The organism is Photobacterium frigidiphilum, from assembly GCF_003025615.1.
In the GTDB taxonomy this organism is placed as follows: Bacteria; Pseudomonadota; Gammaproteobacteria; order Enterobacterales; family Vibrionaceae; genus Photobacterium; species Photobacterium frigidiphilum.
This window is the reverse complement of the sequence record NZ_PYMJ01000004.1, coordinates 55,846-81,564: the sequence shown is the minus strand read 5'-3', so window position 1 is coordinate 81,564 and position 25,719 is coordinate 55,846. Positions and strand designations below refer to the sequence as shown.

Here is a 25,719-nt window from a genome sequence, read left to right as displayed (position 1 = left end):
CTATTTTTAAAGTACGTTGATCTGATATTCATTCAGAACGTTAAGCTTTGAGGTGTATTTAGGCTGATGAATTCGCAGTGTGGGTTCAATGTATTGAGCAAGATCATTAGCATTATTTAACGACCGCAACTGAACCACGACTTTGTCAGATTTTTTCGTCATTTTGATATCTGACACACCATTAATTGCACTGAGCAAGGTGAATAACTGCCCTTGCTGACCTGCAGCACGTTTAGAGAAAATAATTTCTCTAACTGGCCCACCACGCATTGCCATTTTTTGTGCAGAATCATGCAGTTTAAACTTAATCGCTTGCTGGTTACTCTCGACAGCAAGGTGAACAGCTGCCAGTTGATTCAACATTCCAGCTTTGTTAGGCAATGTCATGAATGTCGGATCATTTCGCCACGTACCGTATTGGTTACCAGCGCGATCGCGAACAACAGCAATAAGTTCAAGCTGAAGACCAGACGGTGTCACTTTTTTGGTTTCTTTCACATCAATAATAATGCTTGATTGCGCAGGATACGGTGATAAGTCAAACCCCATGTTTGCGAGAGCTTCAGCAAACGAGCTTTTCACCGCAGGCAATTGAGCATTGATATACACCGAGGGTTGCCCAAGACTTTTGATCAATTGAGCGACTTTGTCTTCCATTTTCTGTCGCTCGACAGTGATATCCAAAGTGACCGCAAACAGTCCGTTATCTAGTTGTTTATTGGATATCTCATTCCAGCTTGAGATCATACCTTGAGATTGCAACGATAACGATTGGCGAGTAACTTCTTCTAAATTAAAGTCATCACTGTTCGTGCTCGCCGACATATTGGAATAAGCCTGCTGCAAATAACCTGACTTCACCATTACGCCGAGGGCTTGGCTAACTGCACGGCGAAAAGCGTCTTGCTCTGCTGCCTGACGCGCACTTAAGCCTGATTTGCTATCACTTTTCCCTTCACCGATTACAACCAATGAGATAGTGGGTGAATCTGCCCAATCGATGCCATCATCACCATTTGATAATTCTGATGCGGGAGGCTGAAGCCGAACCGTAACACAGGTATCATCACCTTGAATTTCTGGCTGACCAAAATCAGCACGAACATTACCTTGTGCAATGCCAGAAATAAGTAAATCACGCGTTTCTTGATTGAACTGCTCATCGAGTAAAAGAGAGTCATCTGTCGTTAATGAAAACGAGACCTCTCCCTGTAAAAATAGCCGAAGGTTGTTTAAACCTTCAGCTTTAGCAGCCTCTATTGCTAGTGCCCCGCGTCCATACGCACAGCCTTGTTCGGAAAGAGCCAGCGTCAGCTGGCTCTTATCAAGTTCCAATGCGGAAGACGACAAGCATACAAATAAGGTACTTAGGGCAATGCCTTGAGTTAACCTTTTTGTGCCCATGTGCTTCGTTCCTTCATGAATTCCATTGGAACACCCACGCTAACAGCAAAGATGCGACGTTGGCGATCAGGACGGTAAATACCAGCTTCTGCTTCATCTTTAACTTGATCAGCTAACTGACTATTCTTCCAGCGCACAATTTTTCCTTGTGCACTCTGCTGGCTAGGATTTACCGTTGCGACACCAATTGGCTCCACAAAACCAGCACTGTACTCAAATACCACCATAGTTTCATTCGGCAATACACCGGCATTTTGGCCGCGATCTAATGAAATACGGTCACCTTTAATACCCATAACTTGTGCTGTTGCTGGCATTTCTTTCAGCAAACGCGTCAGCATAATATCAAAGCCACGAGAAGACATTTCATTCAATACTGCATCAACATCTTTACCACTGGTGTAATTGAAACCACGGTAGTAGTCACCGTTAGCAATCACAGTGGTGTAACTTTCTTTATCGCGCACATCGAAATTAGATACACGGATCTTACCGATATTTGGGTAACTCAGCTTTTCACGCGTGTATGGGTCTATTACACCCGTAGTCATTTCAATTGATGTTTGAAAAAGTGACTGAGTTGAACCAAACAACATGTCACCCGTTTTTAATACATCCACTTTCATGATGTAATCGGTAGACAACTTACTGCGGCTACCCGCTTTCTTAGCAACATTAACTGCGCCTTCATCTGCCAGAATTTCTTCCATGGCAGCATTCACAGACTGTGTATCACGCGTCACAATTCGGAAGCGGTTCACACCAGCAAACTGGTTTTCAAGCGTATTTTCCAATGCTTTCGTCTGGAACTTACCAATATTGGAGTGCATAGCATTAAAAACATCTGCAGATTGGCCTTTTAGCGTTGAGCTAACGTCTGTTTGCACATCACCAAAATAAAGACGGATAGTCTTTTTAGCTAATGGGCAGCGTTGATCTTTTTCATCCGCCTCATAAGAACAAAACTGTAGCCCCTGCGTATTAAAATACGCAGGAACTTCAATATCTTCGTTCTTAAAATCATGAGCTGATTTGCCAATAATTAACGAAGAGTTACCGGCATTACTCTCTACAGCATAAGTTTGATTACTTTTGCTACTCTGACACCCAGCGAGAGCCATACTCACTGCCACTAACCCAGCAATTTGAGATAACTTCATTATGATTTCACTTTCTCTGCTAGTACTTTATCTAGGTTCTCTAGCTGTTCGATGGTGTTTTTATCCATAGAAATTAAAGTATTAGCATCATAAGCTAACAGAGAACGCGCTTCTAATTCGTTGTAAGCTTCAACAACAGGCACTGTTTCTTTCTCTTCGCCTTCTTCTTTTGATTCGTTTGATGCAGCAGAAAATAGGTTAGTTAAGCCAGCCATTCCTGATTCTTGTGCAATAGCTACCGCATTTTGCGATGCTATAATGGCAATTTCAGCGGCTTGCATAGCAATATCTGTCGCTAACTTAACGTTCTTCTCGAAAATAGCGTCAGAAGCATTTTTGTATGCTTCAACTTGTGGACGGATTTTCTTTCTTTCAGGTTTACCTTCGTCGAATTCATTCATTGCAACAAGCAGCTCTTCATCAGACTTGTCGGCATTCACTGCCAAAAAACCAGCAACATCGCCATGCTTAGAAGTTAAAGTACGGTAGTCGCCAAATACAGAACACTGACGTTCCTGAATTGAAACCATCATTTTAGATGCTTTATCAACTGCGTAAGAAACAGCTGTGTAATCAGAACCTAGTTCCGTACAGTTCTGCGTCAATGATTTGCTCATTTCTGCACGATCAACGGTTGCTGATTCCATACCAGGTATTGATGAACAACCAGCCAATACTGATACTACAAAACCGGCCATAACTGTTTTCTTTAGCATTTTTTTGTCCTTTAATCTAACAATGAATAAATAGAATGAGTTTTTAATGTTTTAATTATTTTTTGACGTGCCTTTTTTAAAGCACTATCGATACTGTTCGGGGATCTAGCCATTTCCGACAGCTGCTTCTGAGCCACCACAACCCCTAGGTTGTTGGCTTCAAAAATTTGTAACAGTACAGTTTGCTTGGCAACAAAGTGGTTACCCTGCTTTCCTTTTTGCATATTAGCTTTAATGTAAACGGTGATATTTCCAGTTGAAGATGCTACTTTTGACGCAGATAACAACGTTTTCACTTCCGACGAAAATCGATCTGATGATGAACGAAAGGAAATCTGAAATTGATTTTCGTATTGGGTCGCTCGACGTAATAATCTTGATTGCTTATCTTCCAATAAAGCCAAATCACTCGCGCCTAGTGATGATAATATTATTAAAGATTGTTCACTTTTAAGTAGATCCGATTTTATTATTTCTAATCGTTTTAGATCCCGCCATTGCTGCCCTGCAACACTTAAGTAATCAGACACGATATTATGATATTCAGCTACATCTCGTTTAAGAAAAGCGAACCATTTATTTTTATCAATTTTAAATTGATACTGACATGTAGAATGTTCACAAGTGGTACGATTTATATCCATATATTGAATTTCAATCGGTAATGTCGTTATCTTCGATTGCAATTCATAGGAGGTGCTAATATTGTTATTCACTTTAGACTGGGTATTCATTTCTTTTACATCAACTTTGCTATAAATACGCAAAGCTAATTGTTGTTTAGCGTCTATTGCGGCTTGTTGCTCTGTTTCACCATAACCATCGATAAAAAGGTATGATTCGGCATTAACCAAACCTGACATACAAAGCAGGCATAAGATTTTGATAAAAAGAGCGCATGACGAATGAAGTAACTTCACAAACAATTCACCAGAACAAAATGAGATGCTGAATTTACAGAATAAATTTTATTTGTTCAATCAAGCAACTAGCCACACGTCAGACCACAAAGTTGAATAAAAAACCACAAAAACGAATAGAGAAATGTGATATTGACCTAGAAAATAACCATGCAACATAGTTTCACACCCGCCCTGTAAGAGCATTTAACTGCTTTGTTACCCGACCTTTACTCATCGTCAATATATTGGCGAAATGATTATATTCAGAATCAAGAATAAAACAACTTTTTGTATGCAGTTACCTTATTTATACTTTTGTGATCTAAGGCATATAATAAAAAGTAGGTATTTATTTTTATGTATAAAAAACACACATGAAATTGATTGGTAATATTTACAACCTTAATTAACCTTAGAAAATAAAACGCTGAACAATTATAAACACCTAATAATAGACACCTTAAATACGGTATAAAAGTATAAACAGAAAGAACCTATACACTTAGGGGTCGCTTACATATTATCAAATTATACGTTTTAGTATTAAAGTAGTTCTCTGCTTAAATTCGCTAATGTACATATTGTAATACAGCTCTTCTACGGTAGAGAACATCAAACCTTTAGGTAAATGCTATTCGTTACGTTCACTTAGATTTTTCTGCACGATGTCTGAGTCTTTCTGGGCGTAGAACTCAACACGGAATTCTGTGGCTGGTGTTAAAAACTCCACTTTATGCCAGTATTCAGGTGGCGAAATAGCATCGTCACCAGCATTAATAATCACTTCTAGCTCAACGTCACCTCGTCGTTCTTTAAAACCGTAAAACTTCAATGAGCCCGCTATCACACAGATCTTTCCAAACACCCCCGCCTTAGTGTTGTGTTCAAACAAAAACATCTTAGGTATGTTATCGGGCGTAAATACAGGTGTCGTTTTATAGTTAACGAAATCATTAGGTATGGTCATATGGCATCCATTATCCAGTTAAAGAAAGAAGTATAGTGGTTGAAAATGCATCATGATTCAGGAATACAGAATACAGTGGTATATAAAACCCCGTAGTACTTACTGGAATTCATCGCCATGATTCTCAAGTTTTCGATGGTGGCATGTTTGGCATTCCACATAACGATCGAGCAAATCTAGCGATGCCAATACCGGACTGGCAGTACCAGAAAAGAAACCTTCAAGAAATGCTTTAAACTGCTCTTTCTTGCTTTTACCGTACTTTGACGGCTTTTGTTTCATAATTTCCTTATGTTCAGTGTCTTTACTGCACTTCTCACAATATTGTACCGCCATAACCTAACCCCTTTCTTTTTCACTGCTAATTAGTGGGTGACAACAATCTTGAAAAACACCGAAAGCAGGCATTAACGCATTGCTTTGAAACATCATATTTCATTCAAAACAACCAAACATTGAATACCACTTATTTGTATTGTGAATTTATCTCACAATACAATCACAGATTCAAATGATTTGGTTTTTTTGTTTATTTAACAAAATGTTGTAAGAGGAAATAAGATGGTAGGCGTATGAAGAGGTAACCTTTAGTCAATCGATGATAGGTTACTTAGAGTTAGATACCTGTCGATAGCCTACATAGAGAACACATGGTTTTTATGCAGCTCCCCATCAAGGTCAAAATTCAATTCACCAATAACTTGGAAACCTAAGTAACGATAGAAGTCGATAGCTTTCTGATTATTTACCCAAGTCGATAACCAGAAAGGAGCACCGTGAAGGCTTTCTACATGCTTTTCGTAAAGTGTTTACCAATTTTAGAGAAAACGAATTGCAACGGCATGTAAATGGCGACAAACAGTAACACATCGAACATAAACGATAAGTTGCTCAATTCTGCATAGTTGTCGACAAGGTAGTTCTTAATAAGCACCGCACCAAATACGGTTAAAAATGTCACTAAATAATAGACATGTTTTTCTTTCATATGACCCTCTATCGCCTTTTTTAATAGCTTAATATGGCGTTACATTCGATATTCTACGAAATAACCGCCAGACATTAAGCGGAATAAGGCTAATAATGCCATAGGCTTAGAGTACGTAGCAACAGTAAGCGTTTTAGTTGTATGTCTTACCGTTGTGCTTTAACAATCCGTAGGCTATTGTTCGCCCATCGTTTTCACCCACTTTGCACGCCATTTGGGTGCTTCATAGTCATCAGGCCAAAACTCTATCTGTTTACAAATCAAACCCTTTTCAATGGTGTGAAAAGTGATTGCTCGTGCTTTTTGCTCGCCATCAGTTATAGATATGTCGGTAACAACCTGCTTTCCTTCACATATAACGGAGTTAAGATGAAATTCCCAACGCCCCTGAGCAGGATAAAATGAGTTAATTTCTGCAAAGTTCTTACGACCAAGAATAAGCTCTGCTGACTGAGGCCAAACACCCTCAAAATCTTCCGACAACCATTCACTTGCTTTGTAAAAGTCATTGCTCTTCATTGCTTCCCAAAACGAAAGCACTATTTCTTTTGAATTCATCGAATATCCCTTTTAAATCGTATAATCGAATATAACTATATCTTCAAGAATTGGTCTAAACAGTTTCTTTAATATGTCTGATCATCGAGCAACTACTTACTCGCTAACCACTCATTTCGCAGCACGCCATATTTAACGGAATCGTAGTACTCACCTTGATGATATCGGACTTTACGTAGCCTCGCTTCTTGCTTTAAACCCAGCTTTTCAGCACACGCCATCATTCGAGGATTACCCGACCAAGTAGTTAAACCAACACGTTCAATTTCCAGCGTCTCAAACAAGCAATTAATCCAAGGAATTAAAGCATTGCGACCAATGCCATTTGACCAATAATTAGAATCATATATTACGATCCCGATTTCTAGCCAATGCGTCGATTCACATTCCCAGTAGTAACTGACATTACCAACTAGCTTACCGTCTACTTCGATTGCTAACGTTTTATCGCCTTCGCATAGCCGTTTAAAAAGGCCACTTTCAAACTCTAGCTTAGTGGGTGTACTATAAGGGAAATAGGGGCCGTTGTACTCTGTCCACTTTTCATCGAGAGTAATAAGCGCATATAACAATTCAAATTCATTACTTTGAGCTTTCCTTAATACAATATTTTCGTGGTTTAACATTCCTGCCTTCCATTGCTTGTAGATTTCAAATATTTGGTCGCAAATAACACCAGCTAAAAGGAATCCTCCATCAAGGCTAACCAAGCACATAAAACTCAACACCAAAGATACCTAATGTAATTAGCACCGTTTGATTGTTGTTAGCCGATTTTCACTCGCATTAATTCTGATGGCTTATTGTCTACAAAGTAATGCCAAACATGATCATATAATACCTTTTGACCAGGAAATGCAGCTAGTTCCTTCGCTTCATTTAAAGTGCACCACTTATATTCCGTATGCTCGTGATTAATGATTACGGGTTGATTCGGTTTACAGTAAATAACAAATACAGGAATAACTTCTATTGTATTGAGGTTGTTTTCGTAGAATTGTTCTAAGTATTGCCCATTGTATAAGTCTCCCACATCAATTTGAGTTTCTTCTTTAAACTCTCTGATAATGGTTTGCCAACCTAGCTCATTACTTTCAACTGTTCCAGCAACATGGCACCAAAAACCACCCTTTGTTCTTTTCATCAAAAGGATCTTCGTCTGACCATTCACCTCAGATAAGGCAATACCCGAAACGACAGCACATCTAACAGGGATCATTTATTATACCTCATTGTTTATTGAGAATAGGCTAACACCAGCCAGAAGATATATAGCGACAAATCTGTGTCAGGCAAGATCCGCTAACACATCGCTTTGCAGAAACACGTTAAAGCTTGTGGTCTATAAAACAACATTCGAACAAGACGATGTAAAATAACGTTTGTATTTAACGTAGAAGTTCATTTTTAGCTTCATTGAGTTCATCAATCGCTTCCTGCAACTTTCTCTCTTTCTTTTCTATTTTGTCAGTATTGCCTTTTTCTTTTGCTTCATTTAACTCTTGTTCTCTTTCCGCTACCTTCTCCTCTTTTTCAGCTATTTTTTCCTTCTGCTCTACTCTTAGTGAATCATCTGTACAGTATTCATTTACTTTTTGTAATGCCGTTTCTAAACCAGCTAAACGATGTGTATTTCCATATTCCTTTGCATATTTTATTTGCGTTTTGATCTCTTCCTTTTTAGCTTCACAACCTGTTACTTGAGCCGCCTGCGTTGTAGCTGATAAAGAGAGAAGAAGTGAGAGTGTTACCGCTGTAATAACTTTATTTTGCATATTCGTTATCCTATGTTTGGACTATTTTCGTGTTACGAATGGGGATATAGCAATAATCCATACAAACCCAACCATTCATTGTACGCCTTTCAAGGCAAATCTACCCTGTTTAATTTCATTCCCACAGCGCATATCTGTTTATCATTGAACGCGCATCCCAAATAAAAACACATCTATTTTTTATATTGATTATTAAATGGCATAAATACTATGAATGCATGGTATTGCACTACAAATGCGCAGGATAAAAACTTAATAGAAGGATATATGGTATGAATATAACACTACCTTTAGCGATTACTGCTGGCATACTCTCTGCGGGTGTGACTGCAGCGCCAGTGTCTAATGCACAATTGGCTCCCACTCTAGATAAATCAAGCTCGGCATCACCAACAATGGTATCGGTTACGGAATCAAAACGTGCGTTAGCATTGAGCTTAAGTCAACAATACGCACAACTTGCACCTGTACTTCATGAAGAGATCAGCCAGTACCAATTGAATGCGCCACTCAATGAATTAAAACGTAGTAAGCGTGCGGCCCCTTTTGCGCGTTCGATGGTGGCGATGGATGAGACGTTACGAGTAGAGAAAGGCATCGAAGATTATACCGATACCATTATGGAATTACGTTTGGCTGATAAAACTATGTTGGCATGGTACGCGCAGCAGCCATAAGTGATTTGTTTACTTGGTGCCGGGGATATAGTTTCGGATCGGGATATACAGAGCCGAAATCAACGATATACGGCGTTCGACTCGCTTGTAAAACCTCAAAAATAAAGTCATTAATATCGATATTTTCAGTTGTCTGAACTGTCACATCTGAACTTTTAGCACTCAAGTATTGAACTTTGGGAGCGACAAAATACCCTGACCGAGCATGAGAAACGACCCACCCTTGGCTTTCTAGTACCTGATAAGCATGCAGCACCGTCATTAGGCTCATGCCTGAAACCTCAGTCTGCTTTCGTAACGAAGGAAGCTTATCTCCTACTTTCCAAATTTCATTTTGAATTTGATTACGAATTTGCTCTACGAGCTTTTCATATTTTGCCAACGCAACAACGCCTTCTATTCCCGAGTCTCGGCACAATAGCACCAAACATCTTATCTGTTATACATAAAATAGCCATTTCTGTATCTATTATAGTTTCCAGTCTGTTCTTATAATCACCCTACTTTCATTTTGAACCGAAGACGATTTCAAGTCTTCGATAACACATCAATTTGCTAAAAATAACTGAATAGGAAACATCTATGAGCAACCTAAAAACAGCAGCACTACGCGCACTTAAATTAATGGACCTGACGACTTTAAACGATGATGACACGGATGAAAAAATAATCGAATTGTGTAAAAGTGCTAAAACAGCGGCAGGTAATACGGCAGCAATATGTATCTACCCTCGCTTTATTCCTGCAGCCAAAAAGCAATTACGCTTACAAGGTACACCAGACATTCGTATTGTAACTGTTACTAACTTCCCTCACGGGAACGACGATATCGACATTGCTGTTGCTGAAACTAAAGCCGCAATTATGTACGGTGCTGATGATGTAGACGTCGTATTCCCATACCGCGCTCTAATTGCCGGAAACGAAAATATCGGCTTTGAACTTGTTAAGCAATGTAAAGCAATTTGCGGCGATACCCTTTTGAAAGTCATTATCGAATCTGGTGAGCTGAAAACGAATGCGCTGATCAAAAAAGCGTCTGAGATTTCAATCAAGGCAGGCGCTGACATCATCAAAACATCCACAGGTAAAGTACCCGTTAATGCAACCCCAGAAGCTGCCGAAATTATGTTATCGGTAATCAAAGATATGGGCGTTGAAAAAACGGTTGGCTTCAAAGCATCTGGTGGCGTACAAACCACTGAAGAAGCGAAAATATACTTGGATATGGTTGATGACATTTTTGGAGCAGAGTGGGCAGACAGCATGCACTACCGTTTTGGTGCATCTAGCTTACTAACCAACCTACTTTATACGCTAGGGGAAGGTGAAAAAGTACTAGAAAGCGGTTATTAGTCGCATCTTTTGCGGTGACATTATTGCCACTTAAAGACAGGAAAGATCACACATGTCTGATTTTGAATTAAAACACAGAACCGCCTCCAAACTCTCTGAGCACGTTGCGTATAAAATAACGCAATGCCTCAAGTTTCTTTTAAATATATTCTATGGAACAAAATACGCGAAACGTGCCGTGATTTTGGAAACCATTGCCGCAGTACCGGGAATGGTGGCAGGCATGTTTAATCATCTAAAAGCCTTACGCCGGATGAAAGATGATGAAGGATGGATCCGTGAATTATTGGATGAGGCAGAAAACGAGAGAATGCATCTGATGATATTTTTGAATATTGCTAAACCTAGCTGGATTGAACGGGTGTTAGTACTAATTGGCCAAGGTGCTTTCATTATGGTGTATAGCTTGATTTATGTGCTGTCTTCTAAGATTGCGCATCGCGTAGTCGGGTATTTTGAAGAAGAAGCCTGTAAAAGCTACACTGAATACTTGAGTAAAATCGATGCCGGTGAAGTAGAAAATGTAGCCGCCCCGAAAATTGCCATCGAGTATTACCAGTTACCGTTAGATGCCATGTTGCGAGATGTGATTGTGAAAATACGCAATGATGAAGCCAAACATCGCGATCAGAACCATTTTTTCGCCGATGCGTACGAAAACCACAACTTACCAGAACATCAGCATTAGCTATTTTTCATACACACCTAATATTCATAAACACCTAAAAATCTCCCCAGCGATTACGCTGGGGAAACGATAGATAACGGCAACGTTAGCATCACCACCAGCAAACCATAGCGTTCGATATATACCATTTTCCCACCTACCTTTACCATGTAATAAATATCTGCACCACTACACTAAACCTTCACAATTTTGGACGGTTTATTATGAACAATTGGATATCCTTACTTCCACCACTGTTGGCTATTTCATTGGCAATAACGACTCGCAAAGCCTACTTGGCGATTTTTTCAGGCATCGTGGCGGGATCTTTGATTTTAGCACCGTCATTCCTATCTGGATTAGTCTCAAGTGTGAATGCGATTGCGCTGACCCTTCAATCACCAAGTGCATTAAAAAGTTTGCTATTTATTTTGATGATCGGCTCAATTATCCATTTATTACAATGCTCAGGGGCCATTCGTCGCGCATTGTTTATCATCACAGAGAAGAAGTGGGTTAGAAGTCGAATTCATGCACAGTTACTAACCTTTGGGGCTGGTTTTCTAATGTGCCTAGAAGGTGTAGGCTCAATGATGATGGTTGGGGTGATTGGCCGCCAACTGTTTACTAACCATCAGGTGTCTAAACAAAAATTAGCGTTTGTAGCAAATGGTACAGGGGCGCCTTTAGCATGGCTTTTACCTATCAGTAGCGCTGGTATTTTTTTGACCAGTTTGATTCAAGTTCAAATTGAACAAGGTATTATTGAAGGCGTTGCGACTCAACTGGTTATGGATTCAGTGCATTATCAGTTTTATACCCTATTTATACTCCTTTCTGTTCCTTTGCTATCCGTGCTACCTCACGACTTCAAATACGAACAAGAGAAAAGTACGATACAGGCAGTGGAAACCCATATCGAGCAAAGCAATCCGAGTCACCCCCTATGGGTATTAATGGCCCCACTCTACTTACTCATACTAAGTATCGTGACTATCGCAACCGTTACAGGCAGTGGAAACCCAATCAACGGCGATATCAGCAATGCGATTTACTGGAGTGGATATATAGCACTCATGGGAAGTGCACTTCTCTACCGCCTAAGTGGAATAAAATTCAATCAGACCTTACGTTGGGTTTTTCAGGGTGTAATACGAATTCTCCCAGCGGTCATCATACTGACCTTGGCATTTACCCTTAGCCATGTCATCGGAGAACTTGGCACAGGGAACTACCTTGCCCAACTCATGGTGGGGCATATTTCAGAAAAAACACTACCAGCAATCATCTTTCTGATTGGTATTGCCATCTCATTTGCAACAGGAAGCTCTGGAGCGACCGTAAGCATATTAATACCGATTGCATTACCAATGGCTGCTCAAATGGGATTGTCGTTACCGCTTATTATTGGTGCTGTTATTTCTGGTGCTGTTTTTGGTGATCAAAGTTCGCCTATTTCCGACTCAATCATTGTGGCATCTTCAGCTGCAGGGTGTAGCCCTGAAAGTCACTTTAGAACGCAGCTCCCAATCACGCTCAGTGTTGCAACAATGGCATTTATCAGCTACCTCTTAGTAACCACCGTAATATAGCCCTTCAAACCCATGCCAGTTCAATATTTACCATTTTTAGATTCACCTTAACCATGCGCAAATAGGTAATTACTTTTAAAATTCAGTCATTACTTACAAAATAAAAGAGATTAAATCCATGTCAACTTTCCAAAAACAAACCATTGCAGTAATAGGTGCCACAGGACAAGTCGGCAGCCCAACGGTGCGAACACTTTTAAAACTAGGCCACAACGTTATTGCGATCACTCGAAACCTACAGAGTGACTTATCCGGCAAACTAAAAGAATTTAAAGACAATGGTGCACACATTGCAGAAGTAACAGACATGCGAGATAAAACTCAAATAATGGCGGCAATCAAAGGTGCAGATACATTAATTTGCTGTGCGCCAGGCGATCAAACCGTTATTACTGAACTAGAACCTATTTGGCTTGAAGCTGCGATAGCGAGTGGCGTAAAGCGCTTTGTACCCACAGAATTTGGTTGTCATACTCGAGGGGTAGATTACGGTGATGGAATTTTGTTTGATTACAAAAAAGACTTACACGAGAAGATTTTTAAATCAGGTATCGGCTGGACGTTCATTTACACTGGTGGCATTTTTGATTATTTCCTGCCTAATCTTCGCTTTTTCAACAAAATTACAACCTTCGGTAATATGGAACTACCGATCTATGCTCACGAAATAAAAGATATTGGTCAGATTATCGCGATGGCGATCACTGATGATCGCACCATGAATCGTTGTGTACAAATGGATTACAACGTTCTTACACAACTCGAAATGATTGATTTATTGAAAGAGCACCACCCAAATCATGCTTTTGAATATGAACATTTCTCATCAGAGTATATTACTGAGCAACGACTTATAGCGAACGATGAAGTTACCGCGAAAAAAGGAGCCGAGACAGATCGTGAACGTTGGGGTATTAATTACGTGATTTACGTGATTGGTAAGTTGGCGAACTTTACAGATGAAACCATCAAGGCTTCAGAGCTATTCCCAGATTATCGCGTCAGAAAAACACCTGCACAAGCAATTGCTAATCCTGAGTTTATTTTTGACACTGAGTAGTCATCGATTCACCCTCGTTAATTTCAACTTTCCAGACGTTAGTGAGATTAGAACGTATCAGCATTCCTCCGCTGATACGTTTTTGAGGTGTATTCATCGAATCAAAATCGATGTTGGACAGAAATGAGTTGTAACGTTTTTCCCACTGTACCCAACCAATTTGTTAGCACTTAGCTATACCATTTCAGGTACATTTGTAATTGACCTTCCTGCCTAGCCTATAAGAGGTTAACAACTTCTATTACAATCCAACATTAAGCTCCATAAGAACATAACGAATACCATTTATGCTCAACTCTTCCGACATAGCCTTAAACCCTACTTTTCCATAGAAGCCAAGTGCATAAATTGATGCTTTGACGCTTATTAACTTTGCGCCACTAATCGTCTTCATTTCCTCAACTAGCCGTTTAGCTACACCAAAGCCATGATATTCAGTTTTAACATAAAGATGGCCAAGGTAGTTTCCATCACGCCAAGCTATATAACCTATTATTTCGTTACCAATGATTGCTTTAACCGCTGAATAAATTTCAGGATTCGTTACGTTTTCGACATCAGACATAAACGCAAGCCGAATGGCTTTCTGACCTTCAGCATCAAGTAAAGGTACAACGTGCTCTTCATTAGCCGATTCACCTAATTTAAGGATTGAATCTAGATCTCTGTGAGTCACTTTTTCAAGAGCAAATTCCATTTTTCCTCCTAGCACATAACCTCGCCATAACACTCTGATTACTATGGCAACAAGCTCCAAAATTACTACTTAAACAACTGAAAATAAATCAAAAAAACAGTAAAACACCACCTTGTTTATTTAACAACAAATATAACTCGGTAATTACAAGCCACGCTACCATTTAAAGGGGCATAAAATACAAATTTGATCTATTCCTTTGAGCCATTCGAAAATATGGTTGAATACAAAATAATACGAACTCAAAAAAGTACAGAGAGCTTCATGAAAAGTACTTTCAGGCTCCACTTTTACTTATTCATACTATTATCTTATGTAATAGAATTCGGGCTAGTTCAACATCTTGAATAGTTGTCGGATTTTCGACAGAAATCCTTCCCTGTTATACCATTTGTCACGGCCTTGCCAATAACTAGAATTTATCATTGCTTTATCAATCGTTGAATATGAGTATAATCGCCACCTTATTGCGTCATACCAACTATAAATGAGTAAACAATGTCAAAATTATTTTTCAAAGGCCGAATAGACGCAAGACAAAACCACATTATGTCAGGCTATAACGTAAGCCGTGACGTAAAAGCAGGAACCGAAGGGGCACCAGTTCCTGTTGTGGTAAACACTGAAGAACGTAAAGCTCAAATCGAAGCGCTGGCAGCTGAGAAATCAATCGTTGTAAATATTGTTGTTGATGCAACAGCTGCAGAAAACACTATTGAGCTAGACACTATTCTCAACAAACCAAAAACGGCTACCGTTGAAAAAACACAAAACCGCAACGAACCCTGCCTTTGTGGCAGCGGGAAAAAATACAAGAAGTGCTGTGCTTAAATATAAATAGATTGCATATAAACCGTCTTTTGACGGTTTTTATCACGTAAAACGAAAACACTCGGCAAACTAAGAATGCCGAGTGTAATGAACCGTGGTGATGCATTTGTTGAACGAAGCCGCGTCGCATTACCCATCACTGGCAACACCCTACCTTCTGGTTTTGAATTAACTAACTTATCGCTATAGCCCCAATATCGTTTAGCCGATTCAATGAGCCTATTTATCTCTTTAATCTCTGTTGATTCTGCTAATACAATATTCATAACCTTTTCGCCTTATAACGTCCAACATAAGTTGCGCAGTGAAAGTACGGACCGCATGCAGGGTGTCGTGGGGGCTAGAGACCCTCGGCTACCCGATTAGGTTTAGTTCGCACAAGATAGAGTTTGACTTATGATGGAACAACAAATGCCTGAAGATTCCTTATGCGCCTCATGTTCAGCGTATGCGATATTCATGAACTTAGTATTTTCAATTTGCTCTACGAGCTCAACGGCTTCATCCAATGAAAACAAAAAGTCATCATCACCACGCATCACAAGCACCGGACATCGAATGTCACTAACCGTCTCATTTGGGTAACCTGCTATTGATGTATCTATCCAGACATTCTTCACCTTTTCAACGAGTAACTCAAAGTCTGGTTGTGGATTAACGTCGTTATAGTATGCAACTGATTCTGGGAACATTTCTTTCCAGTCATCAGACGTGACCCCACCTAAGAATTCAATAGATGGGTCATTTATTTTTAGTCGCCACTGTGAGCCTAATGTAATTAACCTTTCAACTTTTAAATTACCAACGGCGGCTAAACGATAGCTCACAATACCACCATCGCTAAAACCAAACATTGAAAATGAATGAAGTTCTAGATGGTTTAGCACAGCTTCAACATCACGTTGATATTGCGAGTAATTTAATTCTTTATCACCAAGAGTTGATTTACCATGCCCCCGAAGATCAATACCAATAACCCTATAACCACTTGGAATACCTTCAAGAATTACGTTCAAATCAGTTATACAACCTAGCCCACCATGTAATAACACAAGTGGTTTACCTTCGGGATCGCCTAATAATTCATAATAAATTTCGGCACCATCAACGCTCAAATAGTGTCCTGTTTTATGGGTAAAAGCTAACAAACTAAATTCCTTCTTAATTGCGATAACACCTAACGCCTGTCACTTACGCTTACTTTGCTAAGACGTTCGCTTCCTTCCAAGGCTAAAACGAAGCACTGTATTAAACGTGAACGCTGCATAGAACTCCAAGCATAATACTCGAATAGTCTATTGGGTCTATAACCCGCATTACGCAAGCAATAGTTAGCTTATTACGAATCAAAACGATTAAGGGACACTCACCAAAACCGCTGAGTAAAACGCGTCAACTTAATGTTTTTATATGTGCCTATTAGTAGGATGATTATTCGTTTATATGGTTACTATACCAAGCGTCAAGTAGCTCCTTACCATAAACAACCTCAATATTCATATGCATGAACAAAAGATAAATTGCCAATAGAGCACAAGTCAAATTAAACCAAAAGGTAATTTTGTTGCGAACCGTATCATAAGTAAATAGATTGATAGAAATCAGTATAAAAGGATAACAGAGTAACAATAAAACAAAGCCACCAAGATAATTTGATATTGCCATCTGTGTCATAATTAACTCCATTTATTGAAAGGCGAAATCAAATTAATACAATTCATAGCCGCTAGATACTACACTGAACTCCAAATCAAAAATGCCGAGTATAAGGCATCACCTTGATTGTTATTTATAGCGAGCCCTAAGTTATATCCAATGATTTACTTAATTAGCTTCGATACGAATGGAATATTTTGATATTTATTTTCCCAAGATAATCCGTAACCAATTAGCATATCGTCATTTTCCATTTCATAAGCAAAATATTGCGTCACTGGTATATTGACTCGATTAGGCTTTACAAATAACGTAGCAATGGAAACAGATTTAACACCGAACTCAGCACCAATGAATAGCGCAACTCGTTTCATCGTTCCACCAGTCTCAATGGCATCATCGACTAAAATGACATGTTTATCTTTAATATTAATGTCTTGATGATACACAATCGGCGATCCATTCTCACTAACACCAGGTGTATGATGACAAGCTATATAGTCCATATTGACATCAAATTTCAATTCCCGAACAAGATCCGCGGTAAATAGAATACCCCCAGGAACAACTGAAATAATAACAACCTCTTCACCTGAAAATTTCTGGTTTAGTTTATCTGCTACAATTGCCACTCCTAATCTAATCTGTTCTTGGCTAAGAACTAAACTCCCAATATGTTTATTCGTTTCCATAAGTACCTCCTTGTAATTTTCCGCATAACATTGAACAAAAAAACGCGCCGATTTTCTTTATGGATAACAGGTTACTAACTTAAAACTGCAAGGTAAACGCCCTGCAACGATTGACGCCTATTCACGTGCGGTGCGTCGCATTACCCCACCACTTTGATAAAGCACCCGACACCCATTCTTGGAGTACTGTCAGGATTATTCGCAATGGTTTACCGTTCTTTTTTAAGCATGTACTTCATCGTGAAGGTAGTGGCTTAACATCGTTAAACCTCAACAAAACAAACGATTATCTGACATTCTTACCCCACATAAGGATAATGCTACGCTTAATAAAACGTAGCTTTGGGCTTAGTTTGGAGTTTTAGTCATGCCGAGGACAAGTGGATCAACAACAGAGGAAACAATCTTCGTTAACCGAGATGATTTGGTCGTACTCAAGCCAGATGTTCCAGTCACCCAATCAACAATACTTGATTGAGAGTACAATACCTCTGAAGTTCTTGTTCTTACCATCACCAATTTAATTTCCATTGGGAGACGAATTTCACCATCCACAATTAATTGTGACATTTGAGTTGCTTGGTTACTCAGAGAGCTAATGTTCTCGCCCTCTGTGTCTATATCAATTGCCACAACACCATGCACAGTTAACGCTTTACCCACTATCGCCATTGATTCTTCAATATCCTCGCTAGAATCCACGGTAAGATCGATATCTTGATCTTGGCGCTTAATTTCATCTCGAAATTTAGACGATGAGATCACTTTGTATTTACCTGATCTCTCGAGGCTTTTTTCTAATTGTTTCACCATCACTTTATATACACGGATATTATCAGCAGGAAATCCCTCTAAATAATCCACGTAATCAGCAACAACTATAGTTTTCACTTTGTTGAACACATCGCTTTTGACTGGTTTTTTATCTAAATTCTGACTTTCTTCTTGTACTTGTAAATCAAACTGCGTCGCACTTGAACGATCCTGCATAACTGCCCCACATCCAGTGAGCATGGAAGTAAGGACTCCTGCGATGATTAGTGTCTGCACTTGTTTTTTCATTATGTAACTTCCTTTTAAGAACGATAATTTAAGATGTAATTTAATTTCGCTTTATCCCTTTGCTTCCATGTTCCATTTGTTACTCTATGAAATAAATAATACCCTCGCCCCCCCTTAATACTCCAATCACTACAGAGTATTTAGCATGAATGCCGAACAACAACTTCGCGTCGATTTTCTTTATGAACAACAGCTTACTAACTTAAAACTGCAAGGTAAACGACCCGCAACCATTGACGCCTATTCACGTGTGGTGCGTCGCATTATCCACCACTTTAATAAAAGACTTCGCGTATCGTGCTAAGAATATCGGTGAGACTATCGGATTTACGTCGGTGCTTCATACCCATAATCGACGACGAGATTTACATCCACATATTTATCTTGGCGTATTTCGACCGAGAAAATATTGGGTTACATAAGGATAATAGTTCAACTTTTATTTGAGGAGATAACCAGAATTAAACATTAAAATCAGTCAATTATGTCTATTGGTCTTAAGCCAAGGCAGGTGCTCGCTTCAATATAACCGCTTACCAGCAATCACATTTTTACTTTTTCGTAATATTTCCCTATATAAGGTAGCTCGGGCTTGTTCAACACTTCGGATAGGTGTCGGCTTCGCGACACATATCCTTATCTGTTATGTGCATTTAGCTAACACTGAAGTGTTTCTTGATCCTGCTGACCTTTTTTTAGGGTCATAAAAAGTATCAATAATTTCAAATCCGGCTTTGCGCATCATCCCTGCTGAAGCAGCGTTCTCCTCGTGCCTTTCAATGAACACGTTACTCGCATTCTGATTACGGGCAATAAGAACACACTCTTGAAGCAACTTACTACCCAATCCTTTCCCGCTGTGACTCTTACTCACAACTACTTCCTTGATATAAGCGATGTCTGAAGAATCAGTATATTTTACAAGTTTGACAGGGAATGCATCATTATGAATGATTACTGCAAAACCTATGATTTCACCCTCTTCAACTTCAGCTAAAACAACCGATGCCCTCCCTTCATCTATCAATGTAAATTGGTTGGATATACTTTCTTCGGTAATATAATTCCAGTCATTCGCCCCATCTCTTAGCAGGAGAGTCCTCATATTAAAATAATCAATATCGTTCAACTTTCGACAATGTATTTTCATTTCAGATTCACTCTTTGCATATAACGTCTAACATAGGTTGCACCACGGCTAACCAACCAAGTACCTACCCTGCTCTACTACCATTGGGAACTGAGGTTTCTGGCATCGCTAAACAAGGAGTCAACTTGTCTGCATAGCCAATATCAAACAGCATTCCTTGAGAAACCTCTCCTGCCATTTTTTGCTCTGGTAGATTAACAACGAATAGAGCTTGCTTACCTTCAATTTCGTATGGATTTTCACGTTCTTGTTTTATGCCAGCAAGAATTGAACGAACATGATCACCAAAATCCACAGTCAATTTCATCAGTTTTTTAGATTTTTCAACTTCTGAAACCGCTGTTATTGTTCCCACTCGTATATCTAGTTTTTCAAAATCATCGAATGTGATTAATTCTTTAATTGGTGCTTGTTTCATGTTGATACCCTTGAATGTTTTTATGGCTATTCAGCTAAATGGTGCTCGCTTAACCACTCTGGCCATGATGTGATTTTAAGCTTCTTTGAGTAGTACAAAACTTCTAAGCTCAACCATAAACCTGTAGTGAAGCCAAAAAGTAGCGATATGTATAGATTATTAATACTTGGTTCTTGAAACTGCCATACCATTAGCCACATACCTCCCCCCCAAGTCACCGTTCCCAGAACTAATTGCCAAACAAAGAGCTTCAATGGTGATTCAAATAAACAAGGTTTAGCGTTCGAATTAAACAACTTGTACCATAAAAAAGGAAAAGGTTTCACTACTGTTCTACTCGCACCTTTTTGGCGTAAATAAATCTCTATAAATTCTTTCTTATTCATGATTAACCGTATTAGGTTTAATAAAACGCAAGCTAATCACATCAGATTTACGCTAAATGTGATGTATGACTCATACATTCACCTCGCATATGAAAAATAAGATTTCGAGAGCCATAACGCCGAACATAAGTTGCACCACGACTAAATCATCAAGCACATTAAACTTCATACCAAAACTGTGGAGTAAAATGCGTCAACTTGATGTTTGTTAAATGCGATTCAACGTAATCTACACACTAACCGCAACATATCTTTATGCTGAATACCATTTTCAAAGATTGGTTCATCGTAATTATCGAGAAAGAAATCCTGTAAAATAGAATCCACTCTAAAACCGTACCGTTGATAAAACGATAATTGATACCCAAAAGTGCCCGTTCCAAGTTCAACTTTACTGTAGCCAATTGTAGATAATTCTTTTAATACAAATTGAAGTAACTTTGAACCAATACCCTTTTTCTGATACTCCGGTTCTGTTGCAACATTATAGATTTCGGAAGTTGATTCGTTCAGCGGCTTAGTTGCGCAAATACTAACTATTACGTCACCATCAAATGCAGCAAAACAATCTGAGCCGTCTAAATATTTTTTGATGCACGTTTCTGAAGGATCAGCTTCAAGTAGTAATTCCATTGGAGCTAACTTTGCTGATATTTGTTTAAACTGAATCAAGCCATTACCCTCTTAGAGCCCTTGAAGTATTTAACGCCGAACATAAGTTGCACCACGGCTAACCGACCAAACACACTGAACTCCATACCAAAACTGCGGAGTAAAACTGCGGAGTAAAACGCATTACCTTAATGTATTTAGCCGATAAGCCACTGCAATATATAATATTTCAAGTCCATATATTTTACGATTAAAGCTGTATATACCTCTCTGGATAGCGCGGCGGAATCGTACTATAAAAGTCCCATATTTGGCGCAAATCTTTTTCTAAGTCACCACTTGGGTAAATAACCTTACCAACCCCAACTTCACGCTTTTCATAGTCTAAGTACCCTAACAGTATTGGCACTTTAGATTGCATTGCGACATGATAAAAACCTGTTCTCCACCGTTTGGCTGGCCCCCTAGTACCTTCTGGTGTTACTAAAACGGTTATACCATCAGAGGCTTCAACGAATTTAACTATTTCATCTACCATTTTAGGCCGTTTGTCACCCGCTTTTTTTCCTGAACGGTCAATCGGAATCGCCCCCATTGGTCCAAGAATCAGGTTAAATGGAAAGCGCATCCATTCTTTTTTTATTGTAAAACGCGGCTGGGGTAAGTTCATATAATCGCAAGCTGCCATTGTAAAAACAAAATCCCAATTACTCGTATGGGGAGCACCAACCATTACACAGTTTCTGATATCAGAAGGCGGCAAATCACGTACTTTCCAACCCTGAAGTCTAAACAATAGACGAAAAATAAATTTAAACATTTTCTAGAAATACCATTATTAATAGTTATAAAAAACTCTATGGAGCCCGATTTCGGCTAACGCAGCTTAAATGCACTTGTTAGCACGGTTGTATTGAAACCAAGCTAGTTTAACAAATGCGTTGATATAACAAAGTGACCAAACACTTGAAAAATAAACACATTCATAAATTCTATAATCATTCGTGACGAGACTCGGAAAACGAAGCTCTTTGCATACGGCTGAAAGCAACCAAGGTAAATACCCTGCAACCATTGACGCCTATTCGCGTGCGCTACGTCGCATTACCCACCACTTTGATACCAATAAACGGCAATGGATCAACTGGAAAAATCAGTATTTATTCAATACCTTTCCTTTGGCTAACGTATGGAGAGCACGTTTACTCAGCCATATCACTGACACGCTAAATTGGCGATACCTCGTCGATTACCTCAGAGATGGGTCGTTGATTGTCGTCCTATTGGGCGGGGGAAATCAGCTTTTTTGTATTTATCTAAATACCTATACCGTGGCGTATTAGCCCCCCAGCACCTGTGCCATTCGCCTGAATTTTTGCTGAAGTTACTTACATGTCATCACCGATACTTATCCCCTAGCGCCTTTGACGATTCACTTTTCCCCTTGATTATTTTTTATATTTTTCAACAAGTTCTAGCTCTCGATAACAAAATAAGAGCGTATTTTCGCTACTTGCATCAAGGTTCATGTACTACTGGTAAGGTATTATAAGCACTCTATTACTTATCATTACTTGAATCCCACTTGTGGTTACCCAATCAGCCTCAAGGACAGAAAAACAAGTCTGGCTGATAAACAACATGGATCTGGTCAATGACACTTAGAATTGGGGTAGATAGCCGAGGCGCTATTGATGTAAGCAGGAAGTTTCAGAAACAACTACAAGTCACATACAGCCTAGCTTAAGAAATTCAAACCAAACAGATTTGCCAGATTAGATCTTTGGCTGTTCATTCGGCGACTCAAGAACCGGACAATACAAAAGGAAGCGATCAATTTATGAAAATTAGAGGCTATTTCCATCTTTTTGTTACCTCTTTTGTACTGATGTGCGCTGCAGCACTCACGGCCAAAGGGTTTGTCTTAGCGGAACACACCAGATTGCTACTTAGCGATACCGGTATCGTCCCTATTATGTATGCCGAACCAATCGCTTTTGCCATACCACTAGTGCTTGGCATTAGCGCACTCACCGCCTACTTTGGCATTACAACCTTATTTCCTGTTGTTGCTGCCTTCTGCATGCACATTGCCCTGTTGGGACTTGCCCTTTATCAAGGATTACATTTTGATTGCGGCTGCTACCTGCCAGGTTCGCTTCAGTCAGCTGTCTACAGCACACTTCAGCCACAATTTTTCATCATGCTGCTAGTACTTATTGTTTCAGCAGCACTTTATTATTTCAATAACTTGGCAAACCACCGCGCTATAGCACCAACAGTGTGATGTGGTGGAACAAGCCTATTTTCATAAGGATACAATCATGATACAAAACAAGGCATCTTTGCACTCGCTTTCTTTCTTGCGTACCGGACGCAGTTCTTCACTCAACATTCTTATTCTTGCCAGTGCATTGTTAACCTTACCGTTTAGTGCCAATGCAGGCCTGTTCGGCGGTAAATTCAAAGCCGAAGTAGAGACAGAGCAAGTGGCCATCAAACTTCATAATGAAACCCTTGCTGGCGACTACCTGCTTATCGACACTAACAGACTCAAAACACTCATCGAACAAGATACCGATGTGATGATTGTCGATGCCATGCCGTTCAAAGACAGCTACAAGAAAGAGCATATCCCAAGCGCTAAGCAGTTCGAGTTTCCGATCCCTAATATGCCGGAGTGGGACTCTGCATTAACCGACCAGCAATCAGTCGAGGATTTCACCCAGCTTCTCGGTGAAAACAAGAGTAAAACCTTGGTCTTTTACTGTGGGTTCGTGAAATGCAGCCGTAGCCATAACGCCGCTGCTTGGGCGGTGAAACTCGGTTACACCAATGTCTATCGTTACCCTGGCGGTATTTTTGCGTGGAAAGGCGCTGGCTTTAAAACCTCTTCGATATAACTCTTTCCTATCAATCACCTCAAATATCAAAAAGGCTGGATCATTAAAAATGATGACCCAGCCTTTTCCTTTAATACTGTAATGGCCCTACTGCTAATACCAAACAATGGATGACAACGCTAGCCAAACAAAATCCGGATTTCCGATTCAAAGATTTAGTATTAAGTGGCTCCCAGCCCAGTGCTAGCAAGCCTAAAGCTGGTCGGGACGCAGGTCGGTAAAAGTGTTTATAGGCTAGCGTATCTGCATCTGTTGGTTATCAAGTAACAAACAGCCTAGATAGTTTCCATGACTTAACCCTAAGCCAAGTAGCTAAGGGGAAACGTCTTATCGGAATGACCGTTACAAATTACTTGTGTCCTTGTTGTCACCATTTAATGCGATGTCTTGGTGTATTTCGACCGAAGTAAGATTGGGTTATAGAAGGATAATGGTTCAGCTCTTACTTTAGGAGATAACAATAATTAAACATTAAAATCAGTTAATTATATCGATTGGTCTTGAGCCAAGGCAGGTGCTCGCTTCAATATAACCGCTTATCAATAATCACCCTTCCACTTCTTCGTAATATTTCCCTATAGTAAGGTAGCTTGGGCTTGTTCAACACTTCGGATAGGTGTCGGCTTCGCGACACATATCCTTATCTGTTAGCCGATATTGAAAGGAAATACATTTTTGCAATGTGGGCACTGAATGCTTGAGTAGCCTGCAAGAGAACGCTTATCAAGTTCGATTTTATTTTGGCAACTAGGACATCTCCCTGATATTAAGTTGGGATTTCCACCAAAAAGCAAAGCTCCCCCATTACCAAATCCGACACTATTTCCACTTACATGAATATCACCTTGAGTTGATATCCCTTGCATGCCAACAGTGCGGGAACCGTCAGTAAAATTGGTTCTATCTACAAAGTTACTACTACCGCCACTTGCATGTAAGTGAGTATTAGCACTGTGAACATTTGTATCTTCAATTACGTTAGCACTGGCATTGGTAGCAGAAATACGTACCCGTGATGCTTCAATAACAGTTCTTACCAACTCCTGATAACTATGATCATCCGTTTCAACAGAAAATATTGACTCTTTAGCGCCAAGAATATATGAAAGCTTCTCACATTCTTTCTGAAGTGCTTCATTCTCAGCAACTGTTTTAGCTATTTCCGCAATAGACTCTTCAAGCGTATCAACAGAGTTAACTTTTTCATTTACTTCCGCTATCTTTTCCCAAATCTCGGTTAATTCCCTATCAAGATCCTTGTCTGATAAATGCCTATCTAATGCTAATCCCGCCTGTTGTATGACTGGTATTGGTAACATACTCAGACAAAAACCTAATAACCTCATTGGTTTCTTAATACCGTGCTTTTCCCATAATTTTCGAATTGCACTTGCTGACTCATCAATTGAGTTAGAACTTCTCATTTATACTCCTAAATCGGCTAACGCCGAACATAAGTTGCACCACGGCTGACTCACCAAACTCCATAC

The 25,719-nt window shown here is 39.5% G+C and carries 33 protein-coding genes and 3 pseudogenes; 12 read left to right on the top strand and 24 right to left on the bottom strand.

The genetic code is table 11. From position 1 onward, the window contains the following. Positions 1–6: 6 nt before the first annotated feature. From C9J12_RS05300 to C9J12_RS05250, 11 genes are all read right to left on the bottom strand, one after another. On the bottom strand, positions 7–1,404 hold the full coding sequence (locus C9J12_RS05300) for a hypothetical protein (protein WP_107241768.1): 1,398 nt from the start codon (positions 1,402–1,404) through the stop codon (positions 7–9). Beyond that, on the bottom strand, positions 1,386–2,564 hold the full coding sequence (locus C9J12_RS05295) for a hypothetical protein (RefSeq protein ID WP_107241767.1): 1,179 nt from the start codon (positions 2,562–2,564) through the stop codon (positions 1,386–1,388). Before C9J12_RS05295 ends, C9J12_RS05300 begins: the two co-directional genes overlap by 19 nt. Continuing rightward, a complete protein-coding gene (locus C9J12_RS05290; RefSeq protein WP_107241766.1) occupies positions 2,564–3,280 on the bottom strand; it encodes a hypothetical protein in 717 nt (238 codons plus the stop codon). Before C9J12_RS05290 ends, C9J12_RS05295 begins: the two co-directional genes overlap by 1 nt. 11 nt (positions 3,281–3,291) lie before the next feature. Next, the gene (locus C9J12_RS05285; RefSeq protein ID WP_146150077.1) at positions 3,292–4,134 is read right to left on the bottom strand and encodes a hypothetical protein; all 843 of its coding nucleotides are present in this window, start codon (positions 4,132–4,134) and stop codon (positions 3,292–3,294) included. A gap of 679 nt (positions 4,135–4,813) precedes the next feature. Beyond that, a complete protein-coding gene (locus tag C9J12_RS05280; RefSeq protein WP_107241764.1) occupies positions 4,814–5,149 on the bottom strand; it encodes a DUF1971 domain-containing protein in 336 nt (111 codons plus the stop codon). A gap of 99 nt (positions 5,150–5,248) precedes the next feature. Further along, entirely contained in the window at positions 5,249–5,485 is a 237-nt protein-coding gene (locus C9J12_RS05275) for a hypothetical protein (RefSeq protein WP_107241763.1), read from the bottom strand. Between the two features lie 451 nt (positions 5,486–5,936). Then, positions 5,937–6,137: a hypothetical protein gene (locus C9J12_RS05270; protein WP_107241762.1), complete on the bottom strand. Its 201-nt coding sequence runs from the start codon at positions 6,135–6,137 to the stop codon at positions 5,937–5,939. A 174-nt stretch (positions 6,138–6,311) separates the two neighbouring features. Continuing rightward, positions 6,312–6,695 (bottom strand): nuclear transport factor 2 family protein, encoded by a 384-nt coding sequence (locus C9J12_RS05265; protein WP_107241761.1) that lies wholly within the window; start codon positions 6,693–6,695, stop codon positions 6,312–6,314. A gap of 92 nt (positions 6,696–6,787) precedes the next feature. Further along, positions 6,788–7,321: a GNAT family N-acetyltransferase gene (locus C9J12_RS05260; RefSeq protein ID WP_107241760.1), complete on the bottom strand. Its 534-nt coding sequence runs from the start codon at positions 7,319–7,321 to the stop codon at positions 6,788–6,790. A gap of 140 nt (positions 7,322–7,461) precedes the next feature. Then, a complete protein-coding gene (locus tag C9J12_RS05255) occupies positions 7,462–7,914 on the bottom strand; it encodes an NUDIX hydrolase (RefSeq protein WP_107241759.1) in 453 nt (150 codons plus the stop codon). A gap of 169 nt (positions 7,915–8,083) precedes the next feature. Then, positions 8,084–8,470 carry a DUF1090 domain-containing protein gene (locus tag C9J12_RS05250; RefSeq protein ID WP_107241758.1) on the bottom strand — a complete coding sequence of 129 codons (387 nt, stop codon included), beginning with the start codon at positions 8,468–8,470 and terminating at the stop codon, positions 8,084–8,086. Positions 8,471–8,742: 272 nt separating this feature from the next. Between C9J12_RS05250 and C9J12_RS05245 the strand changes: the two genes are divergently transcribed. Further along, a complete protein-coding gene (locus C9J12_RS05245; RefSeq protein ID WP_227876283.1) occupies positions 8,743–9,147 on the top strand; it encodes a DUF3103 family protein in 405 nt (134 codons plus the stop codon). Here the strand turns inward: C9J12_RS05245 and C9J12_RS05240 are convergent. Continuing rightward, the gene (locus C9J12_RS05240) at positions 9,116–9,529 is read right to left on the bottom strand and encodes a GntR family transcriptional regulator (RefSeq protein WP_227876282.1); all 414 of its coding nucleotides are present in this window, start codon (positions 9,527–9,529) and stop codon (positions 9,116–9,118) included. The two genes, C9J12_RS05245 and C9J12_RS05240, sit on opposite strands and share 32 nt — an antisense overlap. 200 nt (positions 9,530–9,729) lie before the next feature. Between C9J12_RS05240 and deoC the strand changes: the two genes are divergently transcribed. From deoC to C9J12_RS05220, 4 genes are all read left to right on the top strand, one after another. Continuing rightward, a complete protein-coding gene (gene deoC / locus C9J12_RS05235; protein WP_107241757.1) occupies positions 9,730–10,503 on the top strand; it encodes a deoxyribose-phosphate aldolase in 774 nt (257 codons plus the stop codon). A gap of 52 nt (positions 10,504–10,555) precedes the next feature. Continuing rightward, positions 10,556–11,191: an alternative oxidase gene (locus C9J12_RS05230; RefSeq protein ID WP_107241756.1), complete on the top strand. Its 636-nt coding sequence runs from the start codon at positions 10,556–10,558 to the stop codon at positions 11,189–11,191. A 203-nt stretch (positions 11,192–11,394) separates the two neighbouring features. Beyond that, the gene (locus C9J12_RS05225) at positions 11,395–12,762 is read left to right on the top strand and encodes a Na+/H+ antiporter NhaC family protein (protein ID WP_107241755.1); all 1,368 of its coding nucleotides are present in this window, start codon (positions 11,395–11,397) and stop codon (positions 12,760–12,762) included. Between the two features lie 118 nt (positions 12,763–12,880). Then, the gene (locus C9J12_RS05220; protein ID WP_107241754.1) at positions 12,881–13,822 is read left to right on the top strand and encodes an NmrA family NAD(P)-binding protein; all 942 of its coding nucleotides are present in this window, start codon (positions 12,881–12,883) and stop codon (positions 13,820–13,822) included. Between the two features lie 241 nt (positions 13,823–14,063). Here the strand turns inward: C9J12_RS05220 and C9J12_RS05215 are convergent, their stop codons facing one another. Continuing rightward, a complete protein-coding gene (locus tag C9J12_RS05215) occupies positions 14,064–14,519 on the bottom strand; it encodes a GNAT family N-acetyltransferase (RefSeq protein WP_107241753.1) in 456 nt (151 codons plus the stop codon). 498 nt (positions 14,520–15,017) lie between these two features. On the opposite strand from C9J12_RS05215, the gene C9J12_RS05210 reads away from it, so the two are divergent. Beyond that, positions 15,018–15,350, top strand: coding sequence for a PBPRA1643 family SWIM/SEC-C metal-binding motif protein (locus C9J12_RS05210; protein ID WP_107241752.1), 333 nt, complete (start codon positions 15,018–15,020; stop codon positions 15,348–15,350). Here the strand turns inward: C9J12_RS05210 and C9J12_RS05205 are convergent. The 4 genes from C9J12_RS05205 to C9J12_RS05190 all read right to left on the bottom strand — a co-directional run bounded on the left by C9J12_RS05205 (position 15,347) and on the right by C9J12_RS05190 (position 17,698). After that, positions 15,347–15,616, bottom strand: coding sequence for a hypothetical protein (locus C9J12_RS05205; RefSeq protein WP_107241751.1), 270 nt, complete (start codon positions 15,614–15,616; stop codon positions 15,347–15,349). The genes C9J12_RS05210 and C9J12_RS05205 overlap by 4 nt on opposite strands. A 102-nt stretch (positions 15,617–15,718) precedes the next feature. Then, complete coding sequence (locus C9J12_RS05200) at positions 15,719–16,498, bottom strand: alpha/beta fold hydrolase (RefSeq protein ID WP_107241750.1); 780 nt, start codon at positions 16,496–16,498, stop codon at positions 15,719–15,721. Between the two features lie 283 nt (positions 16,499–16,781). After that, positions 16,782–17,024 carry a hypothetical protein gene (locus C9J12_RS05195; protein WP_107241749.1) on the bottom strand — a complete coding sequence of 81 codons (243 nt, stop codon included), beginning with the start codon at positions 17,022–17,024 and terminating at the stop codon, positions 16,782–16,784. Between the two features lie 146 nt (positions 17,025–17,170). Beyond that, the gene (locus tag C9J12_RS05190; protein ID WP_107241748.1) at positions 17,171–17,698 is read right to left on the bottom strand and encodes a phosphoribosyltransferase; all 528 of its coding nucleotides are present in this window, start codon (positions 17,696–17,698) and stop codon (positions 17,171–17,173) included. Between the two features lie 70 nt (positions 17,699–17,768). Between C9J12_RS05190 and C9J12_RS31035 the strand changes: the two are divergent. Further along, a pseudogene (locus C9J12_RS31035) lies at positions 17,769–18,035 on the top strand (integrase); the annotation flags it as partial. 11 nt (positions 18,036–18,046) lie between these two features. On the opposite strand, the gene C9J12_RS05180 reads toward C9J12_RS31035, so the two are convergent. Further along, positions 18,047–18,760: a hypothetical protein gene (locus tag C9J12_RS05180; protein WP_107241747.1), complete on the bottom strand. Its 714-nt coding sequence runs from the start codon at positions 18,758–18,760 to the stop codon at positions 18,047–18,049. A 145-nt stretch (positions 18,761–18,905) separates the two neighbouring features. On the opposite strand from C9J12_RS05180, the gene C9J12_RS05175 reads away from it, so the two are divergent. Together C9J12_RS05175 and C9J12_RS31710 are read left to right on the top strand one after the other, a co-directional pair. After that, on the top strand, positions 18,906–19,064 hold the full coding sequence (locus tag C9J12_RS05175) for a hypothetical protein (protein WP_227876291.1): 159 nt from the start codon (positions 18,906–18,908) through the stop codon (positions 19,062–19,064). After that, a pseudogene (locus tag C9J12_RS31710) lies at positions 19,039–19,146 on the top strand (IS91 family transposase); the annotation flags it as partial. The gene C9J12_RS05175 and the pseudogene C9J12_RS31710, both read left to right, overlap by 26 nt. Before the next feature lie 257 nt (positions 19,147–19,403). Here C9J12_RS31710 and C9J12_RS05170 read toward each other — a convergent pair. The 5 genes from C9J12_RS05170 to C9J12_RS05150 all read right to left on the bottom strand — a co-directional run bounded on the left by C9J12_RS05170 (position 19,404) and on the right by C9J12_RS05150 (position 22,146). Then, the gene (locus C9J12_RS05170; protein ID WP_107241746.1) at positions 19,404–19,910 is read right to left on the bottom strand and encodes a GNAT family N-acetyltransferase; all 507 of its coding nucleotides are present in this window, start codon (positions 19,908–19,910) and stop codon (positions 19,404–19,406) included. A gap of 64 nt (positions 19,911–19,974) precedes the next feature. Beyond that, complete coding sequence (locus C9J12_RS05165; RefSeq protein ID WP_107241745.1) at positions 19,975–20,328, bottom strand: tRNA-binding protein; 354 nt, start codon at positions 20,326–20,328, stop codon at positions 19,975–19,977. 26 nt (positions 20,329–20,354) lie between these two features. Further along, on the bottom strand, positions 20,355–20,714 hold the full coding sequence (locus tag C9J12_RS05160; protein WP_107241744.1) for a DUF6404 family protein: 360 nt from the start codon (positions 20,712–20,714) through the stop codon (positions 20,355–20,357). A gap of 219 nt (positions 20,715–20,933) precedes the next feature. Further along, positions 20,934–21,386, bottom strand: coding sequence for a GNAT family N-acetyltransferase (locus tag C9J12_RS05155; RefSeq protein WP_107241743.1), 453 nt, complete (start codon positions 21,384–21,386; stop codon positions 20,934–20,936). A gap of 190 nt (positions 21,387–21,576) precedes the next feature. Continuing rightward, on the bottom strand, positions 21,577–22,146 hold the full coding sequence (locus C9J12_RS05150) for a 1-acyl-sn-glycerol-3-phosphate acyltransferase (protein ID WP_107241742.1): 570 nt from the start codon (positions 22,144–22,146) through the stop codon (positions 21,577–21,579). Positions 22,147–22,378: 232 nt separating this feature from the next. On the opposite strand from C9J12_RS05150, the pseudogene C9J12_RS31705 reads away from it, so the two are divergent. The 3 genes and pseudogenes from C9J12_RS31705 to C9J12_RS05135 all read left to right on the top strand — a co-directional run. Beyond that, positions 22,379–22,447: pseudogene (locus C9J12_RS31705) on the top strand (site-specific integrase); the annotation flags it as partial. A 719-nt stretch (positions 22,448–23,166) separates the two neighbouring features. Continuing rightward, positions 23,167–23,613 (top strand): MauE/DoxX family redox-associated membrane protein, encoded by a 447-nt coding sequence (locus C9J12_RS05140; protein WP_107241740.1) that lies wholly within the window; start codon positions 23,167–23,169, stop codon positions 23,611–23,613. A gap of 37 nt (positions 23,614–23,650) precedes the next feature. Next, on the top strand, positions 23,651–24,229 hold the full coding sequence (locus C9J12_RS05135; protein ID WP_107241739.1) for a rhodanese-like domain-containing protein: 579 nt from the start codon (positions 23,651–23,653) through the stop codon (positions 24,227–24,229). Positions 24,230–24,876: 647 nt separating this feature from the next. Here the strand turns inward: C9J12_RS05135 and C9J12_RS05125 are convergent. Continuing rightward, positions 24,877–25,653 (bottom strand): zinc ribbon domain-containing protein, encoded by a 777-nt coding sequence (locus C9J12_RS05125; protein ID WP_107241738.1) that lies wholly within the window; start codon positions 25,651–25,653, stop codon positions 24,877–24,879. Between the last annotated feature and the right edge of the window lie 66 nt (positions 25,654–25,719).

Excerpts from the sequence above, each read along its gene's own strand:
- C9J12_RS05280 (WP_107241764.1), bottom strand. The coding sequence starts at position 5,149 with ATGACCATACCTAATGATTTCGTTAACTATAAAACGACACCTGTATTT.
- C9J12_RS05160 (WP_107241744.1), bottom strand. The coding sequence starts at position 20,714 with ATGAATAAGAAAGAATTTATAGAGATTTATTTACGCCAAAAAGGTGCG.
- C9J12_RS05275 (WP_107241763.1), bottom strand. The coding sequence starts at position 5,485 with ATGGCGGTACAATATTGTGAGAAGTGCAGTAAAGACACTGAACATAAG.
- C9J12_RS05215 (WP_107241753.1), bottom strand. The coding sequence starts at position 14,519 with ATGGAATTTGCTCTTGAAAAAGTGACTCACAGAGATCTAGATTCAATC.
- C9J12_RS05270 (WP_107241762.1), bottom strand. The coding sequence starts at position 6,137 with ATGAAAGAAAAACATGTCTATTATTTAGTGACATTTTTAACCGTATTT.
- C9J12_RS05175 (WP_227876291.1), top strand. The coding sequence starts at position 18,906 with ATGAATGCCGAACAACAACTTCGCGTCGATTTTCTTTATGAACAACAG.
- C9J12_RS05135 (WP_107241739.1), top strand. The coding sequence starts at position 23,651 with ATGATACAAAACAAGGCATCTTTGCACTCGCTTTCTTTCTTGCGTACC.
- C9J12_RS05250 (WP_107241758.1), bottom strand. The coding sequence starts at position 8,470 with ATGCAAAATAAAGTTATTACAGCGGTAACACTCTCACTTCTTCTCTCT.
- C9J12_RS05170 (WP_107241746.1), bottom strand. The coding sequence starts at position 19,910 with ATGAAAATACATTGTCGAAAGTTGAACGATATTGATTATTTTAATATG.
- C9J12_RS05230 (WP_107241756.1), top strand. The coding sequence starts at position 10,556 with ATGTCTGATTTTGAATTAAAACACAGAACCGCCTCCAAACTCTCTGAG.
- C9J12_RS05255 (WP_107241759.1), bottom strand. The coding sequence starts at position 7,914 with ATGATCCCTGTTAGATGTGCTGTCGTTTCGGGTATTGCCTTATCTGAG.
- C9J12_RS05205 (WP_107241751.1), bottom strand. The coding sequence starts at position 15,616 with ATGAATATTGTATTAGCAGAATCAACAGAGATTAAAGAGATAAATAGG.
- C9J12_RS05265 (WP_107241761.1), bottom strand. The coding sequence starts at position 6,695 with ATGAATTCAAAAGAAATAGTGCTTTCGTTTTGGGAAGCAATGAAGAGC.
- C9J12_RS05150 (WP_107241742.1), bottom strand. The coding sequence starts at position 22,146 with ATGTTTAAATTTATTTTTCGTCTATTGTTTAGACTTCAGGGTTGGAAA.
- C9J12_RS05195 (WP_107241749.1), bottom strand. The coding sequence starts at position 17,024 with ATGACACAGATGGCAATATCAAATTATCTTGGTGGCTTTGTTTTATTG.
- C9J12_RS05140 (WP_107241740.1), top strand. The coding sequence starts at position 23,167 with ATGAAAATTAGAGGCTATTTCCATCTTTTTGTTACCTCTTTTGTACTG.
- C9J12_RS05290 (WP_107241766.1), bottom strand. The coding sequence starts at position 3,280 with ATGCTAAAGAAAACAGTTATGGCCGGTTTTGTAGTATCAGTATTGGCT.
- C9J12_RS05125 (WP_107241738.1), bottom strand. The coding sequence starts at position 25,653 with ATGAGAAGTTCTAACTCAATTGATGAGTCAGCAAGTGCAATTCGAAAA.
- C9J12_RS05165 (WP_107241745.1), bottom strand. The coding sequence starts at position 20,328 with ATGAAACAAGCACCAATTAAAGAATTAATCACATTCGATGATTTTGAA.
- C9J12_RS05245 (WP_227876283.1), top strand. The coding sequence starts at position 8,743 with ATGAATATAACACTACCTTTAGCGATTACTGCTGGCATACTCTCTGCG.
- C9J12_RS05225 (WP_107241755.1), top strand. The coding sequence starts at position 11,395 with ATGAACAATTGGATATCCTTACTTCCACCACTGTTGGCTATTTCATTG.
- C9J12_RS05260 (WP_107241760.1), bottom strand. The coding sequence starts at position 7,321 with ATGTTAAACCACGAAAATATTGTATTAAGGAAAGCTCAAAGTAATGAA.
- C9J12_RS05220 (WP_107241754.1), top strand. The coding sequence starts at position 12,881 with ATGTCAACTTTCCAAAAACAAACCATTGCAGTAATAGGTGCCACAGGA.
- C9J12_RS05295 (WP_107241767.1), bottom strand. The coding sequence starts at position 2,564 with ATGAAGTTATCTCAAATTGCTGGGTTAGTGGCAGTGAGTATGGCTCTC.
- C9J12_RS05210 (WP_107241752.1), top strand. The coding sequence starts at position 15,018 with ATGTCAAAATTATTTTTCAAAGGCCGAATAGACGCAAGACAAAACCAC.
- C9J12_RS05190 (WP_107241748.1), bottom strand. The coding sequence starts at position 17,698 with ATGGAAACGAATAAACATATTGGGAGTTTAGTTCTTAGCCAAGAACAG.
- deoC (WP_107241757.1), top strand. The coding sequence starts at position 9,730 with ATGAGCAACCTAAAAACAGCAGCACTACGCGCACTTAAATTAATGGAC.
- C9J12_RS05180 (WP_107241747.1), bottom strand. The coding sequence starts at position 18,760 with ATGAAAAAACAAGTGCAGACACTAATCATCGCAGGAGTCCTTACTTCC.
- C9J12_RS05300 (WP_107241768.1), bottom strand. The coding sequence starts at position 1,404 with ATGGGCACAAAAAGGTTAACTCAAGGCATTGCCCTAAGTACCTTATTT.